Source organism: Stenotrophomonas maltophilia, assembly GCF_001274595.1.
Taxonomy (GTDB): Bacteria; Pseudomonadota; Gammaproteobacteria; order Xanthomonadales; family Xanthomonadaceae; genus Stenotrophomonas; species Stenotrophomonas forensis.
The window spans coordinates 934,192-949,380 of the sequence record NZ_CP011010.1 but is presented as its reverse complement, the minus strand read 5'-3'; the positions used below and the strand labels follow the sequence as shown (position 1 = coordinate 949,380).

13 protein-coding genes are annotated in these 15,189 nt (G+C 67.6%); 3 read left to right on the top strand and 10 right to left on the bottom strand.

What is annotated here, in order from left to right; all coding sequences use genetic code 11:
- The first annotated feature begins 151 nt into the window (after positions 1-151).
- Positions 152-1,609, top strand: a complete 1,458-nt coding sequence (locus tag VN11_RS04280; protein ID WP_053448902.1) for a T6SS phospholipase effector Tle1-like catalytic domain-containing protein — start codon at positions 152-154, stop codon at positions 1,607-1,609.
- A 67-nt stretch (positions 1,610-1,676) separates the two neighbouring features.
- On the opposite strand, the gene VN11_RS04275 is transcribed toward VN11_RS04280, so the two are convergent.
- From VN11_RS04275 to VN11_RS04245, 7 genes are all read right to left on the bottom strand, one after another.
- On the bottom strand, positions 1,677-2,498 hold the full coding sequence (locus VN11_RS04275; protein WP_053448901.1) for a ferritin-like domain-containing protein: 822 nt from the start codon (positions 2,496-2,498) through the stop codon (positions 1,677-1,679).
- 12 nt (positions 2,499-2,510) lie between these two features.
- Positions 2,511-3,977 (bottom strand): amidophosphoribosyltransferase, encoded by a 1,467-nt coding sequence (gene purF / locus VN11_RS04270; protein WP_008265108.1) that lies wholly within the window; start codon positions 3,975-3,977, stop codon positions 2,511-2,513.
- 30 nt (positions 3,978-4,007) lie between these two features.
- Positions 4,008-4,769, bottom strand: a complete 762-nt coding sequence (locus tag VN11_RS04265; RefSeq protein ID WP_053448900.1) for a CvpA family protein — start codon at positions 4,767-4,769, stop codon at positions 4,008-4,010.
- A 43-nt stretch (positions 4,770-4,812) separates the two neighbouring features.
- The gene (locus VN11_RS04260) at positions 4,813-5,868 is read right to left on the bottom strand and encodes an SPOR domain-containing protein (protein WP_053448899.1); all 1,056 of its coding nucleotides are present in this window, start codon (positions 5,866-5,868) and stop codon (positions 4,813-4,815) included.
- 81 nt (positions 5,869-5,949) lie between these two features.
- Positions 5,950-7,221, bottom strand: coding sequence for a bifunctional tetrahydrofolate synthase/dihydrofolate synthase (gene folC / locus VN11_RS04255; protein ID WP_053448898.1), 1,272 nt, complete (start codon positions 7,219-7,221; stop codon positions 5,950-5,952).
- A gap of 41 nt (positions 7,222-7,262) precedes the next feature.
- The gene (locus VN11_RS04250; protein WP_008268389.1) at positions 7,263-7,907 is read right to left on the bottom strand and encodes a histidine phosphatase family protein; all 645 of its coding nucleotides are present in this window, start codon (positions 7,905-7,907) and stop codon (positions 7,263-7,265) included.
- A gap of 174 nt (positions 7,908-8,081) precedes the next feature.
- Complete coding sequence (locus VN11_RS04245) at positions 8,082-10,247, bottom strand: S46 family peptidase (protein ID WP_053448897.1); 2,166 nt, start codon at positions 10,245-10,247, stop codon at positions 8,082-8,084.
- Between the two features lie 292 nt (positions 10,248-10,539).
- On the opposite strand from VN11_RS04245, the gene tdh reads away from it, so the two are divergent.
- Positions 10,540-11,562 (top strand): L-threonine 3-dehydrogenase, encoded by a 1,023-nt coding sequence (gene tdh, locus VN11_RS04240; protein WP_008267065.1) that lies wholly within the window; start codon positions 10,540-10,542, stop codon positions 11,560-11,562.
- Positions 11,563-11,760: 198 nt separating this feature from the next.
- On the opposite strand, the gene VN11_RS04235 is transcribed toward tdh, so the two are convergent.
- Positions 11,761-12,453, bottom strand: coding sequence for a TorF family putative porin (locus VN11_RS04235; protein ID WP_053448896.1), 693 nt, complete (start codon positions 12,451-12,453; stop codon positions 11,761-11,763).
- Between the two features lie 198 nt (positions 12,454-12,651).
- Here VN11_RS04235 and kbl point away from each other — a divergent pair, with 198 nt between their 5' ends.
- Positions 12,652-13,860 (top strand): glycine C-acetyltransferase, encoded by a 1,209-nt coding sequence (gene kbl, locus VN11_RS04230; protein WP_008268606.1) that lies wholly within the window; start codon positions 12,652-12,654, stop codon positions 13,858-13,860.
- 84 nt (positions 13,861-13,944) lie between these two features.
- Here kbl and VN11_RS04225 read toward each other — a convergent pair whose 3' ends face one another.
- Complete coding sequence (locus tag VN11_RS04225) at positions 13,945-14,280, bottom strand: hypothetical protein (protein WP_053448895.1); 336 nt, start codon at positions 14,278-14,280, stop codon at positions 13,945-13,947.
- A gap of 85 nt (positions 14,281-14,365) precedes the next feature.
- Positions 14,366-15,175, bottom strand: a complete 810-nt coding sequence (locus VN11_RS04220; protein WP_053448894.1) for a pseudouridine synthase — start codon at positions 15,173-15,175, stop codon at positions 14,366-14,368.
- Positions 15,176-15,189: the final 14 nt, after the last annotated feature.

Sequence of the window (15,189 nt, the reverse complement as noted above, 5' to 3'; positions counted from 1 at the left end):
GCGCGGGTCGTGTGAATTCAATAGTTGATGCGAATGAAAATCAGGAATTGTGATCAACCGCATCTGCGTTCAGTCAGGTCAAAAGCGTCACTACACATCGCAAATACACATTTTTCGCGCTACTTTGACGCGGCCACGACGAGGAATGCACATGGCACGATCGCAGGACACGGACGAAGATGTCGGCTTGCTGCGGATCGGCCTGTTCTTCGATGGCACCCGCAACAACGCCCACAACCTGGCCCGCGGTCGCCCGCAGCAGCCGCATCCACGCCCGGTGCAGCTGCGCGCGGATGATGACTCGACCTACCAGAGCCGGCTGACCAGCAGCTACGACAACGGTGAGACCAACATCGCCCGGCTGCAGCAGCTGTATCCGGACAGCCGCCGCGATGCCGTGGCCACGCCCTCGCTGTCGATCTATGTGGAAGGGGTCGGCACCCGCGATGATGCCGACGACGATCTGATCGGACTGGCCTTCGGTATCGGTGCCAGCGGCGTGCGTGCGAAGGTGCAGCGCGCGCTGCAGGTGCTGCTGCCGGCTGCACTTGCCGGGCTGGCCGCGCGCTGGCGACAGCCGCTGCGCCGCGTGCAGCTGGATCTGTTCGGCTTTTCGCGGGGCGCTGCCGCGGCGCGTGATATCGCCAACCAGCTGCAGGGCTGGGACGGTTCACGCTGGCGCCAGCTGCTGCAGGGGGCGGGCCTGGCCTGTGCCGCCGACTTCGCCCCCGCGGTGCCGGTCGTGCGCTTCATCGGCCTGTTCGACACCGTGGTTGCGGTCAGTGGCGGCCGCGCCGATGAACAGCCACGTCTCGCCCTGCGCAGTGGCATCGCCGCGCACGTCGTGCAGCTCACCGCGCGCGACGAACATCGCCAGCATTACCCGCTGACCAGCGTGGCACCGCCGTTCACCGAGATCGCCCTGCCCGGGGTGCATGCCAACATCGGGGGCGGTTACAACCAGCTTGAGGAAGGCCCCAAGCTGCTCAGCCGGCCACGGCGGCAGCAGCTGCGTCGCCCCGCTGTTGCTGACTACCGGATACCGCCGCTGGCGATGCTGCAGGCCACCACCGCCTACGCTGAAACGCAGGCCGATGCCGAGCGCTGGCGGCAGCAGCTCGGCGTCGGCGACAAGGAAATCTGGGTGGATGTCTGGCACCAATGGCAGCAGCAGCGCCGGGCCGGCAGCCGCAGCGTGCTGTTGTCACCCGTGCTGTACGTCACCGCCGCGGTCGTGCTGCGCAGGCGCATCGACTGGCGCTACCAGCTGATCGCCCTGCAGATGATGCAGCAGCATGCGATCGATGCTGGCGTGCAATGGCGTGCGCAGGCCGCCGGGGTCCAGGGCTGGGAACTTCCATCCGCCCTACAGCCGATCGCCCGTCGCCTGGTCGCCGGGCAGGCACTGACCCAGACCCAGGAAGCGCTGCTGCGCCGTCGCTACCTGATGCAGTCGGCACACTGGAATTTCGATGCCCTGGGCGATACCGCACTGACCTACGCCGCCGACGCCGGCGTCAGCGAGCTGCCGTATCGACCGGGGCCCGGCCTGTTCTACATCAACCGGCCGACCGTGGATGGCAAGCGCGTGGTGCTGCCGAACGCATGAAAAAGGGGACGGAGGGAATTAAGTCGTTTGTGCCATAAGCGACTTAATTACCTCCGTCCCCTTTTTCTCAGCCGGCCTGCTCGACCAGGTTGGCGAGCTCGTCGGCATCGAAGCCGGCCAGCAGGCGTGCTTCGATGTTGAACGGCCCATGCAGGTAGCCGCCGGCGTACTCCAGCAGCAGCTCCTTGAAACGCGCGCGCGGCTCGACACCGGCGCGGTCGCAGTACCAGCGGTACCAGCGCGATCCGGCTGCGACATGCGCGACTTCCTCGCGCAGGATCACTTCCAGCACATCGGCGGTATCACCATCGCCGACATTGCGCAGCTTCTCGATCATGCCCGGGGTCACGTCCAGGCCACGCGCTTCCAGCACGCGCGGCACCAGCGCCATGCGTGCCAGGCCATCATGCGCGGTCTTCTCGCACATTTCCCACAGGCCGTTGTGCGCGGGGAAGTCAGCGTAGTCATGACCGTGCACCTGCAGGCGCCCACGCAGCAGCATGAAGTGCCGCGATTCGTCGTCGGCACAGCTGACCCAGTCGGCGTAGAACGCCGGCGGCAGGCCGCGGAAGCGGTACACCGCATCCCAGGCCAGGTCGATCGCGTTGAGTTCGATGTGGGCAATGGCGTGGATGAAGGCGGCACGTCCCTCCACGCCGCCCAGTCCGCGCCTCGGCACTTCACGCGGATGCACCAGCCGCAGCTGCGCTGGCCGGCCCGGCATGCGGATCGGCTCCGGCGGCGGTGCATCAACGGCCACCTTCAGGCGGCCGGCACGGAACGCGGCGGCGCAGGCCTGGGTCAGCGCGACCTTGCGCAGCGGATCGGCTTCGGCCAGGCACCGCTGCGCGGCGCGCAGCAGGTCGCCTCCAACCTCGGGCACGTCCATCACGCCTGGGCCTCAGGCGCGGCGCTTGTGCTTGGCGTCGTCCGAACGCAGCTGCTGGATGCGCTCGAAATAGCCCGGTTCGATGCCGGTCGGGTAATGGCCGTTGAAGCAGGACGAATCGAAGTTGCGCAGTGCCGGGTTGCCCTCGCTCACCGCCGCTTCCATGTCTTCCAGATCCTGGTAGATCAGCCAGTCGCAGCCCAGGTGGGCTTCGATTTCTTCCACCGTGCGGTTGTGCGCGACCAGTTCTTCGGCGGCCGGCATGTCGATGCCGTAGATGTTCGGGAAGCGCACCGGCGGCGCGGCGCTGGCCAGGTAGACCTTGCGTGCACCTGCATCGCGGGCCATCTGCACGATCTGCTGGCTGGTGGTACCACGCACGATCGAGTCGTCCACCAGCAGCACCACGCGGTTGCGGAACTCCAGGTGGATCGGGTTGAGCTTGCGGCGCACCGACTTCACCCGCTCGCCCTGCCCCGGCATGATGAAGGTGCGGCCGATGTAGCGGTTCTTGATGAAGCCTTCGCGGTACTTCACCCCAAGCACGTTGGAGATCTCCAGCGCGGCATCGCGCGAGGTATCCGGGATCGGGATGATGGTGTCGATGTCGTGGTCCGGGCGCAGGCGCAGGATCTTCTCGCCCAGCTTGATGCCCATGCGCATGCGCGCCTTGTGCACCGAGACGTTGTCGATCATCGAATCCGGACGCGCGAAATACACGTATTCGAAGATGCACGGGGTGTGCTCGGCCGGCTCGGCACAGATCTCCGAGAACAGCTCGCCGCGCGCGGTGATCACCAGCGCTTCGCCCGGCTGCACGTCACGCACGCGCTGGAAGCCCAGCACGTCCAGCGCCGCCGACTCGGAGGCGACGATGTACTCATCGCCCTCGGCGTGGCTGCGCTTGCCCAGCACCAGCGGGCGGATGCCATGCGGGTCACGGAAGGCGACCAGGCCCAGGCCGAGCACCACGCTGACCACCGCGTAGCCGCCCTTGCAGCGGCGGTGCACGCCGGCGACCGCGCGGATCGCGGCTTCCGGGCTGAGCTGGCGCTGTGCGTCCAATTCGAACGCAAACACGTTCAGCAGCACTTCGCTGTCCGAATCGGTGTTGACGTTGCGGCGGTCCTGCTCGAACACCTGCTGGCGCAGCGCCTCGGTATTGATCAGGTTGCCGTTGTGGGCCAGCGCAATGCCGTAGGGCGAATTGACGTAGAACGGCTGTGCCTCGTCCATGCCTTCCGAACCAGCGGTGGGATAACGCACATGGGCGATGCCGACACTGCCTTCCAGGGTCGACATGGTGCGCGCATCGAATACATCGCGGACCAGGCCGGTGGCCTTCTGCACGCGCAGGCGGCTGCCGCTGGCGGTGGCGATACCCGCCGCGTCCTGGCCACGGTGCTGGAGGACGGTCAAGCCGTCATACAACTGCCCGGCGACGTTCTGGTTGCCGACGATTCCGACGATGCCACACATGGTGCGAGGTCTCCGCTGGGCTGTGCCCAGTTACAGGGAAGGTGGCCGTACCTGGCCTGGGGGGGCGCCCGCAGCAGGCGCGGGCCGCGCCGGACGCGCAGGCGCCGGCTCGATGTTGCTGGGCAGTGTGGGGGCCGGCCGGGGCTCCCGCTCCACGTCCACGGGCTGCGGCCATCCGCCACCCGCCACTACCGCGTTGAGGACACCATTATCGCCTGTCGCCGTCGGCTTGCCCAACACCTGCGGTGTAGATGGGGCATTCTCGGCCAGGGGCAAGGGCAGCTGCACAGGCAACAGGCCGTCCAGTGGCAGGGCCTGCGGCAACAGTTCGTCCAGTTGCGGCAGCTGGGCCTGCATCCAGGCCACGGCCGGCTGCAGCACGGGCCGCAGCTGCGACTGCTGCCAGGCCGGTTCGCCCGGCAGCGCCGTGAAACCGGCCAACAGCAACAGCACACTGGACAGGAACAGCCCGCGGACCAGGCCCAGGGTACCGCCGAGCAGGCGGTCGACGCCGCCGAGCAGGGTCAGCTTGATGGCGGCCTTCAGCAGCAGGCCGATCAGCCCCACCACCACCACGGTCACAACGAACACGCCCAGGTATCCGGCCAGATAGTGGCCGGTACCCGGTGCCTGGGGGGCCGCCCACCAGTGCGAGGCTTGATTGCCGAAGGTGAAGGCCATCCAGCCGGCCAGCAACCATGACACCAGCGCGACCACCGTGCCGACAAAGCCGCGGATGAAACCGAACAGTACGGAGGCGCCGATCAGCACGCCCAGCACGATATCGATCACGCCGCCCGCTCCTGCCGGTGGCTGCAGCGGGCGACGCGCGCGGTCACGGGTGCGGTCGGACCATGCCGGCCACGCCGACCTTGGCGGCGACCTGGGCCTTGAGCTGCTCCGCATCGGCGCGGTTGGCCACCGGCCCGACGCGGACGCGGTGCAGGGTGCCCTTTTCGGTGCGCACCTGCTCGACGAAGGCACTGAAGCCGGCGGCGCGGACCTTGTCACGCAGCGCGTTGGCATCGTTGGCCTGGCCGAACGCGCCCAGCTGCACGGCAAAGCCGACGCCGCTGGCGGCCGGTGCCGCCGGCGTCGCCGGGGCCGTCGCCGGCTTGCTGGCCGTCGCATCGGGCTTCGGCTCGGGTTTGGCTTCCGGCTTCGCCGCCTCGGGCTTCGGCGCCGGCTTCGGCGGTTCCGGCCTGGTTGCCGGAGTGGTGGTGGCCGTCGGCGTGCTCGGCGGCAGGCTTTCGCTGCGCACCGGATTGCTACTGGCCGACGGTGCAGTGGCTGCAGCCGGTGTGCTGGCGCTGGATGCAGCCGGGGCCGTAGTCGCGGCAACGGCGGCACTGTTGGCCGCAGGCGCATCCAGGGCAATGACTTCGGCCTTCACGTCGGCGCGGATCTTCACCGCCTGCAGGCGCGCGGCCTCGGCCTGGGCACGGTCCGCATACGGCCCGACGCGCACGCGCCACGCCTGGCGGCCGTTGATGGTGGCCGTCTCGGCGAAGCCCGGCAGCTGCGAGCGCTTCAGGTAGGCAATCACCGCATCGGCGTCGGCCTTGCTGCCGTAAGCGCCGAAGGTGACCGCATAGTTGCCGGCGGCAACCGCCGGCGAGGTGTCCACGGTCGGCGGTGAGGCAGGCGTTGCAGCCTCCTGCACCGGCCTGGCCTGGCCGGTCTGCAGCCCGGTGGCGCCGCCTGCCGGCGCGACCAGCGGCAGCTCGCGGGTTTCGAACTGGCCATCGGCCGGCGCATTGGGTGCGGCGATCGGCACATTGGCGACACCACTGTCAGGTGCCGGCCCCTTGACCAGCATCGGCAAGAAAATCACGGCCAGCGCCACCAGCACGATGGCACCAATCAGACGCTGTTTCAGGGGCGTATCCACGTGAGGCAGGCAACTGTCCGGAGGTTGCCATCGATTATACGGGTGCCGGACCGGACGGCGTCGGCGTTGGCTGAACGCAGATCAGGCTTCGCCGCTCAACCAGTGCAGGGCGGCCGCAGCGGTATGGAACGAGCCGAACACCAGCACGCGGTCGCCGCGCCCGGCCTGCGCCAGCACCTGTGCCAGCGCCTGCTCGACGCTGCCGGCCAGTGCTGCCGAGGCGGCCACGGTACCGGCCAGGCGTGCCTGCAGCTGGGTAGCATCCTGCCCACGCGGGCCATCGAGCCCGGCCAGGGTCCACTCGCCCACCACGTCCTGCAGGGCCTGCACCACGCCCACTGCGTCCTTGTCCTGCAGCGCGGCGTATACCGCCAGGGTGCGCCCGGGCATCACTTCGGCCTTCAATGCGCGCGCCAGCTGGCCCGCGGCCTGCGGGTTGTGGCCGACATCGACCCGGATCTGCACGCCATCACGCTCGAACGCCTGCATCCGGCCCGCGATGCGCGCCGCGGCGATACCGGCGGCCCAGGCGGCACGCGGCACCGGCTTGTCCAGCGCGCGCAGCGCGGCGATGGCGGCACCGGCATTGGCAAGCTGGATCGGGCCGGCCAGGGCCGGGGTCGGCAGTTCCATGCGCATGCCGACATCACGCCAGCGCCAGCGCTGGGCATCGATCGGCTCGTAGAAGTAGTCGCTGCCGCCGCGGATTGCATTGGCACCGACCAGATAGGCACGTGCGAGCACGCTCGACGGCGGGTCGGTCTCGCCCAGGATCACCGGCTTCCAACCGCGGATGATGCCGGCCTTCTCGGTGCCGATCGCTTCGCGATCCTCGCCCAGCCACTCGGCATGGTCGATGTCGACGGTGGTGATCACCGCGACATCGGCATCGACGATGTTGACCGCATCGAGACGGCCACCCAGGCCCACTTCCAGCACCGCCAGATCCAGTCCGGCATCGGCGAACAGCCGCAGTGCGGCCAGCGTGCCGTACTCGAAATAGGTCAGCGTGATGTCGCCGCGCGCCGCTTCAATGGCGTTGAACGCAGCGACCAGCGCCGCATCGTCCACGTCCTGGCCGTCGATGCGCACGCGCTCGTTGTAGCGCAGCAGGTGCGGCGAGGTGTACGCGCCGACCTTCCAGCCGGCGGCACGCGCGATGGCTTCGATGAAGGCCACGGTGGAACCCTTGCCATTGGTGCCACCGACCACGATGGTGCGCTTGGCCGGCACGTCCAGTCCCATTGCCGTGGCCACGGCGCGCACGCGCTCCAGGCCCATGTCGATGGTCGCCGGGTGCTGGCGTTCAATGTAGTCCAGCCAGTCGGCCAGGGTGGTCGGGGTGTTCGTCACGGCAGCGGTTCCAGCAGAAGCAGTTGATGCGAAGGGATGGATCAGAGGGCGCGATGCTTGGCTTCGCCGAAGAACGGCGTGTGGTGGGCGCAGTCGTTCAGGCGCACCACTTCCAGGCTGTCCAGGTCGGCGCCTTCAAGCAGGTTGAGCGTGGTCGGGGCCTGGCGGAAGGTCCACAGGCGGGAGATCGGCAGGCCCAGCACCTTGCACAGGATCACCCGGTTGACTGCGTCATGGGCGACCACCAGCAGGGTGTCGTGCTCACCGAGACCTTCGGTGGCACGCGCCAGGCCACGCCAGCTGCGTTCCAGCACCAGCCGCAGCGATTCGCCGCCGGGCATCAGCACGGTGTCCGGCTCCTCGCGCCAGGCCTGCAGGCGCGACGGGTCCTTCTCGTGGATCTCGCTGGCCAGCAGCCCTTCCCATTCGCCGTGGGCGATTTCCTGCAGCTCCGGCTCGGTCAGCAGCATGTCGGCGCGGGCAGCGCCAAGCGCCAGCTGCGCGGTGCGCTGCGCGCGCGACAGCGGCGAGGCGACGGCACGGGTAATGTCCACCGAGGCCAGGCGGGCACCCAGTGCCTGGGCCTGGGCTTCACCGATCGGCGAAAGCGGGATGTCGATCTGGCCCTGGTAGCGGCCTTCGGCGTTCCACGGCGTTTCGCCGTGGCGGGCAAGCAGGATGCGCATGCGTGCAAGGGGTCCTGGGGGGAGGAGGTTCCGCGTTTCGTTCACATCCTGTGAAGTACGCGGAACACGGATGATACCCGTTCGGCGCACCGGGCCGGGCATGAAAAAACCCCGCGACGTGGGTCGCGGGGCTTTGGGATTTGCCGGCCAGCGGCCGGCACTACCGCAACCGGCTTACTTCGCCAGGTTCAGTTCCTTCAGCAGCTCCGGTGCCGGCGCCACTTCCTGCATGATCCACTGCATGTAGCGGCTGTCGACCGCGATCATGCGGGTCATCACCGGATCGAACACCCAGTTGGAGCTGACCGATTCCCAGTTGCCGTCGAAGGCCAGGCCGACCAGCTTGCCATTCGCATCCAGCACCGGCGAGCCGGAGTTGCCGCCGGTGATGTCCAGGTTGGACAGGAAGTTCACCGGCACCGAGCCGACGCGCTTGTCTTCCAGGCCGCCGTAGCGCTTGGCCTTGACCGCGTCGAGCAGGGCCTTGGGCGCATCAAACGGATCCACGCCGGTGTCCTTGGCGACGATGCCCTCCAGCGTGGTGAACGGGGTGTAGGCCACGCCGTCCTTGGGCTCATAGCCCATCACGTTGCCGAAGGTGATGCGCAGCGACAGGTTGGCATCCGGGTACACGAACTCGCCCTGGCTCTTCTTGTAGTCGGCCAGTGCCTGCAGGTACAGCGGGCGCGCGGTCAACGACTCGCCTTCGCGGATCTTCTTCTGCTCTTCCTGCTTCAGCAGCGACGGCATGATCGCCACCGCGTACTGGATGGCCGGATCGGTGCTGGCTTCAAACGCGGCGCGGTCGGCCTTGAACCACTTCAGGCGCGCGTCCAGGCTGCCCAGCTCGGTGCCCGACAGCTTGCCCACCAGCGCCTTGACTGCGTTGGCATCGCTGCCGCCCAGCCAGGTGTTCAGCACATCGTTGTTGCGCTGCGCGGCCGGCAGGGCGACGTACTGGTCCAGCCAGTAGGTCTGCAGCTGCTGGTCCATCTTCGCCACATAGCGGCGATCCATCTGCTTCAGGCCACCTTCCAGGGTCGGCAGGTCGCGCTGCTGGTAGCCGACTTCACGCTCGGCATCCGGCTTGGTGCGCTCGATCGACAGGCGGTACAGGCCGATGGCGGCGCTGACCGCCGAGGTGTTGTTGAACTGGCCGACGAACAGGTCACGCTCGCGGGTCGCCTTGCTGGCGTCCAGGTGCTTGATCAGCTGCGCGTGTGCGGCCAGGGCCGGCTTGCCGGCGGCGCCCTGCTTCTTCAGCCAGGCCAGCACAGCGGCTTCTTCAGCCTGCTTCTGGCCAGCGGCGTCGATGCGCTTGAAGCCTTCCAGCTGGCCGGCATAGTTCTTGGCCACGTTGTTCATGCTGGCCGCGGTGGCGGCGTACTTCACCTTGACGTCGGCGTCGGCCTTGCCGGCCTCGTCGATCATCTTCAGCACCGCGTTGTAGTGCCTGGCGATGGTCGGGTAGGTCCAGCTGGCGGTTTCGTTGAATTCACCGGCCAGCGCGTAGCGGTTGGTGCGGCCCGGATAGCCGGCCACCATCACGAAGTCGCCGGCGCCCAGCGGCTGGTCGGTGAACTTCAGGAAGTGCTTGGGCTGGTACGGCACGTTGTCGGCCGAGAACGCCGCCGGCTTGCCGTCCTTGCCGACGTAGGCGCGGTAGAACGAGAAGTCGCCGGTGTGGCGCGGCCACATCCAGTTGTCGACGTCGCCGCCGTACTTGCCGACGCTGCCCGGGGGCGCGTAGACCAGGCGCACGTCCTTGATTTCCATGTTGCGGAACAGGCGGTAGGTGTTGCCGCCGGAGAAGGTGTACAGGCGGCAGCGGAAGCCTTCCTCGGCTTCACAGGCGGCGACCTGGGCCTTGTCGAAGGCGTCCAGCGCGCGGCTGCGGGCCAGCGGATCGTTGCCGGCAGCGGCAATGGCGGCCTTGGCCTGGGCGGTGACGTCGGTGATCTGGTCGAGCACGTAGACACGGGCGTTCGGGCCGGCACTCAGCTCATCGCTGTGCTTCGGGGCGTTGAAGCCGTCCTTGATCAGGTTCTTCTCGGCGGTCGAATTCAGCTGGATCGCGCCGTAGGCACAGTGGTGGTTGGTGACCACCAGGCCCTGCGGCGAAACGAAGCTGGCGGTGCAGCCGCCAAGCGCGACCACGGCGCCCATCGGGTCGCCGGTGAGGTTGGACAGCTGCTCCGGGGACAGCTTCAGACCGGCTTTCTGCAGCGGGCCGGCGATTTCCGGAAGCTGCTGCGGTACCCACATGCCTTCAGCGGCATGGGCGACCTGGACCAGCCCAAGGCTGGCGACGATGGAGAATGCAAGCAGGTTCGAGCGCATGGAGCGGCCCCTGGTAGTGGAACCCTTGATTGTAGCCCGCCACCCTGCCCCGCCCCGAACCCCGGAAGTCATGGCCCGGGCGCACCGACGCCCCGGTAGCAGCCAACCTTGGTCGGCACTCACGCATCCGCCGGGCCATGCCCGCCGAGCACAGCGTCCATGTTCGAAATGCCCCCCGGCGCACGCCTTTCGTTCCGCCACTGCACCCGCAGCGCAACATGGGAAATCCGCGCGGCGCCCTATAATCCGCGCTTTCCCCCTGACGAGTTCCACCCCGATGGCGCAGCAAACGATGAAGGCCCTGGTCAAGCGCGAAGCGGCCAAGGGCATCTGGCTGGAAGAGGTTCCGGTGCCGACCCCGGGCCCGAACGAGGTCCTGATCAAGCTGGAGAAGACCGCGATCTGCGGTACCGACCTGCACATCTACCTGTGGGACGAGTGGAGCCAGCGCACCATCAAGCCGGGCCTGACCATCGGCCACGAGTTCGTCGGCCGCATCGCCGCGCTCGGCTCGGCGGTGACCGGCTATGAGATCGGCCAGCGCGTCTCGGCCGAAGGCCACATCGTCTGCGGCCACTGCCGCAACTGCCGTGGCGGCCGTCCGCACCTGTGCCCGAACACCGTCGGCATCGGCGTCAACGTCAACGGCGCCTTCGCCGAATACATGGTGATGCCGGCCAGCAACCTGTGGCCGATCCCCGACCAGATCCCGTCGGAACTGGCCGCGTTCTTCGACCCTTACGGCAACGCCGCGCACTGCGCACTGGAATTCAACGTGATCGGCGAGGACGTGCTGATCACCGGCGCAGGCCCGATCGGCATCATCGCCGCCGGCATCTGCAAGCACATCGGTGCACGCAACGTGGTGGTGACCGACGTCAATGACTTCCGCCTGAAGCTGGCCGCCGACATGGGCGCGACGCGCGTGGTCAACGTCGCCAACCAGTCGCTGAAGGACGTGATGAAGGAGCTGCACATGGAGGGCTTCGACGTGGGCCTGGAAATGAGCGGCAATCCGCGTGCGTTCAACGACATGCTCGACTGCATGTACCACGGCGGCAAGATCGCCATGCTCGGCATCATGCCCAAGGGCGCCGGCTGCGACTGGGACAAGATCATCTTCAAGGGCCTGACCGTGCAGGGCATCTACGGCCGCAAGATGTACGAGACCTGGTACAAGATGACCCAGCTGGTGCTGTCCGGCTTCCCGCTCGGCAAGGTGATGACCCACCAGCTGCCGATCGATGACTTCCAGAAGGGCTTCGACCTGATGGAACAAGGCAAGGCCGGCAAGGTCGTGCTCAGCTGGAACTGATCCATCGTGCCTTCGGCACGTTGAATCAGTCCGCGCATGTTTCCTTATCCCCGCGCCGTTGGCGCGCCCCCTTGAACAACAAGGGGGCTCCCCCCAGCCGGGATCAGGAACACTGCGGAATTGAAAAAGGCGCCCGATGGGCGCCTTTTTCGCAAAGCGTGCCAGGCAAGCCTGGCACCTGCCGTAACGCCTGCGGCGTTACTTGCCGATGGCCACGGTCAGCAGCACGCGGCTGTGTGCGAGCTTGCCGGAGTTGTCGCGTCCATTGCCGTCGGTGCCGTAGTAGCCCAGGCCGACATCGAACAGGCCGAACTTGCGGCTGACGCCGACGTTCCAGTCGGTGTAGTCCTTGGCCAGGCCCTTCTCGAAGCTGCTGCGGCCGACATTGGCGTTCAGCGTGAAGTCCTGCGGCAGGCCCCACTGGCCGCCGACGCCGTAGTACCAGCCGTCGGTACCGCTGTTCCACTGGTCGTTGGTGTAGGCCACGATCAGCTTGTAGGTCTCGTCCAGCGTGGTGGTGGTGACCAGCTCGTTGTAGTTCTGGCTGCTGGCACCGAGGTAGGTGTAGCGGTTCAGCAGCACGTCGAAGTTGACGCGCGGGGTGACGTCCACGCCGTAGCCGATCTGGTAGTCGATCTCGGTGTTCGGGTCGCCCGGTCCGAAGTCCACGCCCGAGCCCCAGACACCGGCGTACAGGCCGACCGGCGAGGTGTAGGTGAAGCCCGCCTGCAGGGTCGGCTTTTCGTCGGTCTGCGACACGCCGCGGAACAGGTAGTCCGACACCGCAGTGACATTCCAGCTGTAGGGCGATTCGTTGTCCTGGGCGCTGGCGGCGAACGGCGCGAGGGTCAGGGCGGCGGCAATGGCGAGGCAGGCACGGGCGTGCTTCATGGGCGTCTCCGAGGGTGGCGGGGGCGGGAAGGGGGAGCGGGCAACCGGCGCCAGACAGGCGTGGTTCACGAATTTTTAACCCGTTTGCTATTGCGATGCAACATGTGCCGGCCATGGCGGTGCCCCGCCCGGCCCGGTCGATGGCCATCGTTGCCCGGTAGAATCAGCGGTTTCCCCGTGCTGAGCCGTGCCCACGCCATGACCGACGCCTCCTCCGCCCTGACCCGCCACTACGCCGAGGAACTGGACGCCATCCGCGCCCAGGGCCTGTTCAAGTCCGAGCGGATCATCACCAGCCCGCAGTCGGCCGAGATCACCCTCGACGACGGCCGCAAGGTGCTGAACTTCTGTGCCAACAACTACCTGGGCCTGGCCGACCATCCGGACCTGATCCAGGCCGCCAAGGACGCATTGGATACCCACGGCTTCGGCATGGCCTCGGTGCGCTTCATCTGTGGCACCCAGGATCTGCACAAGCAGCTGGAGAAGCAGATCGCCGACTTCTTCGGCAAGCAGGACACGATCCTCTATGCCGCCTGCTTCGACGCCAACGGTGGCCTGTTCGAACCGCTGCTGGGCGAGAACGACGCGATCATCTCCGACGCGCTGAACCATGCTTCGATCATCGACGGCGTGCGCCTGTGCAAGGCCAAGCGCTTCCGTTACGCCAACTGTGACATGGCCGACCTGGAAGCCCAGCTGCAGGCCGCCGATGCCGCCGGCTGCAAGACCAAGCTGATCACCACCGATGGCGTGTTCTCGATGGACGGCTTCATCGCGCCGCTGGACGAGATCACCGCGCTGGCGAAGAAGTACAACGCGCTGGTACACATCGACGAATGCCACGCCACCGGCTTCCTCGGCGCCACCGGCCGCGGCTCGGCCGAAGTAAAGGGCGTGCTGGAGAAGATCGACATCATCACCGGCACCCTGGGCAAGGCCATGGGCGGCGCACTGGGCGGCTTCACCTGCGCCAGCGCCGAGGTGATCGAACTGCTGCGCCAGCGCTCGCGCCCCTACCTGTTCTCCAATTCGCTGCCACCGCACGTGGTCGCCGCCGGCATCAAGGCGTTCGAGATGCTGGCCGCCGCTGACGACCTGCGCGGCACGCTGGCCGAGAACACCGCCTACTTCCGCGAGAAGATGACCGCCGCCGGTTTCGACGTGAAGCCGGGCGTGCATCCGATCAGCCCGGTGATGCTGTACGACGCGCCGCTGGCGCAGAAGTTCGCCGAGCGCCTGCTCGAAGAAGGCATCTATGCGATCGGCTTCTTCTTCCCGGTGGTGCCCAAGGGCCAGGCCCGGATCCGCACCCAGATCAGTGCGGCACACAGCCGCGAGCACCTGGACCGCGCGATCGATGCCTTCACCCGCATCGGCGTCGAGCTGGGCGTGATCAAGGGCTGATCATGGCCGGGGTCGGATCCCTTTCCTACGGAAAGGGTTCCGACCCAATCAGAGCGTGCCGACCAGGGTCGGCACCCGCAGGCGTCACTTCTTTTTCTTCTTGTCCTTGGGCTGATCCTTGCTGGCCACCACCACCGGCTTGGCGGCGGCGTCCTGGCCATTGCCCTTGGCAACGCGGATGCCGTTGGCCTTCATCCAGGCATCGAACTCGTCGGCGGTCATCTTCCTGTCGCCGTCGCTCATCAGGAAGCGGTAGCTGCCGCGGCCATCCAGCTCCGGGGTCTTCACTTCCACCACCGGGGTCTCGGCCGGCGTTTCCGCCTTGGCCACCTTCTTGTGGCCACCACAGGCGGTCAGCAGCACCATCGGCAGCAGCAGGCCTGCGCAGCGCAGGGTTTGGTTGAGGGTCGGGTGGTACATGGGCAGGCTCCGTTCGGGAAATTCAACAACCAGGCGCCCCCTACGCCTGGAACGGTGGCCGGCAACCGCCGGCCGCGGGCGATGGTCAGCCCGGTGCAGCGGCCCCCAGCCGCTGCTGGTCGCTGACCTCCAGAACCCGCCACTGGCCCTTGCCGAGATCGCCGAGCAGCAGCCCACCGATCGCGACCCGGACCAGGCGCAGCACCTGCAGGTCGAAGGCCGCCAACAGGCGGCGGATATGACGGTTGCGGCCCTCGTCGAGGACCACCTCCAGCCATGCGGTCTTGTCGCCACTGCGCAGCACGCGCACGGCCTGGGCAACGAGGAACTCGCCCTCGTCCTCCACGCCGGCCTGCAGTGCCGCCAGGGTGGCGTCATCGGGCAGGCCATCCACCTGCACGTGGTAGGTCTTGATCGGCCCGGTCTGCGGATCGGTCAGGCGCGCGGCCCACTGCGGATCATTGCTGAACAGCAGCAGCCCTTCGCTGGCCTTGTCCAACCGCCCGACCGGTGCGATCCACGGCAGGCCGGCACCATCAAAGCAGCGATACACGGTGTCGCGACCGCGCTCATCCTGCACGGTGGTCACCACGCCGCGCGGCTTGTTGAGCATCAGGTACAGGCGTTGTGGCGCTGCCAGCGGCTGGCCGTCGACCTCGATCGGCGGCGCCGGCTGGCCAATCGGAAACTCCGGATCGCGGACGATGCGCCCGGACACCCGAACGCGGCCTTCGGCGATCCAGCGCGCGGCTTCGCTGCGCGAGCACACGCCGGCCTTGGACAGCACGCGCGCCAGGCCATGACGGACACCGGTGGCGGTGGCAGCGGGCGTCGCACGCCCACGCGGTGCGTGGGAGCGGGCGGCGGGGGCGGCAGGTGGGCGGCGCGTGCGCAAGCCTCTGCTCCCCG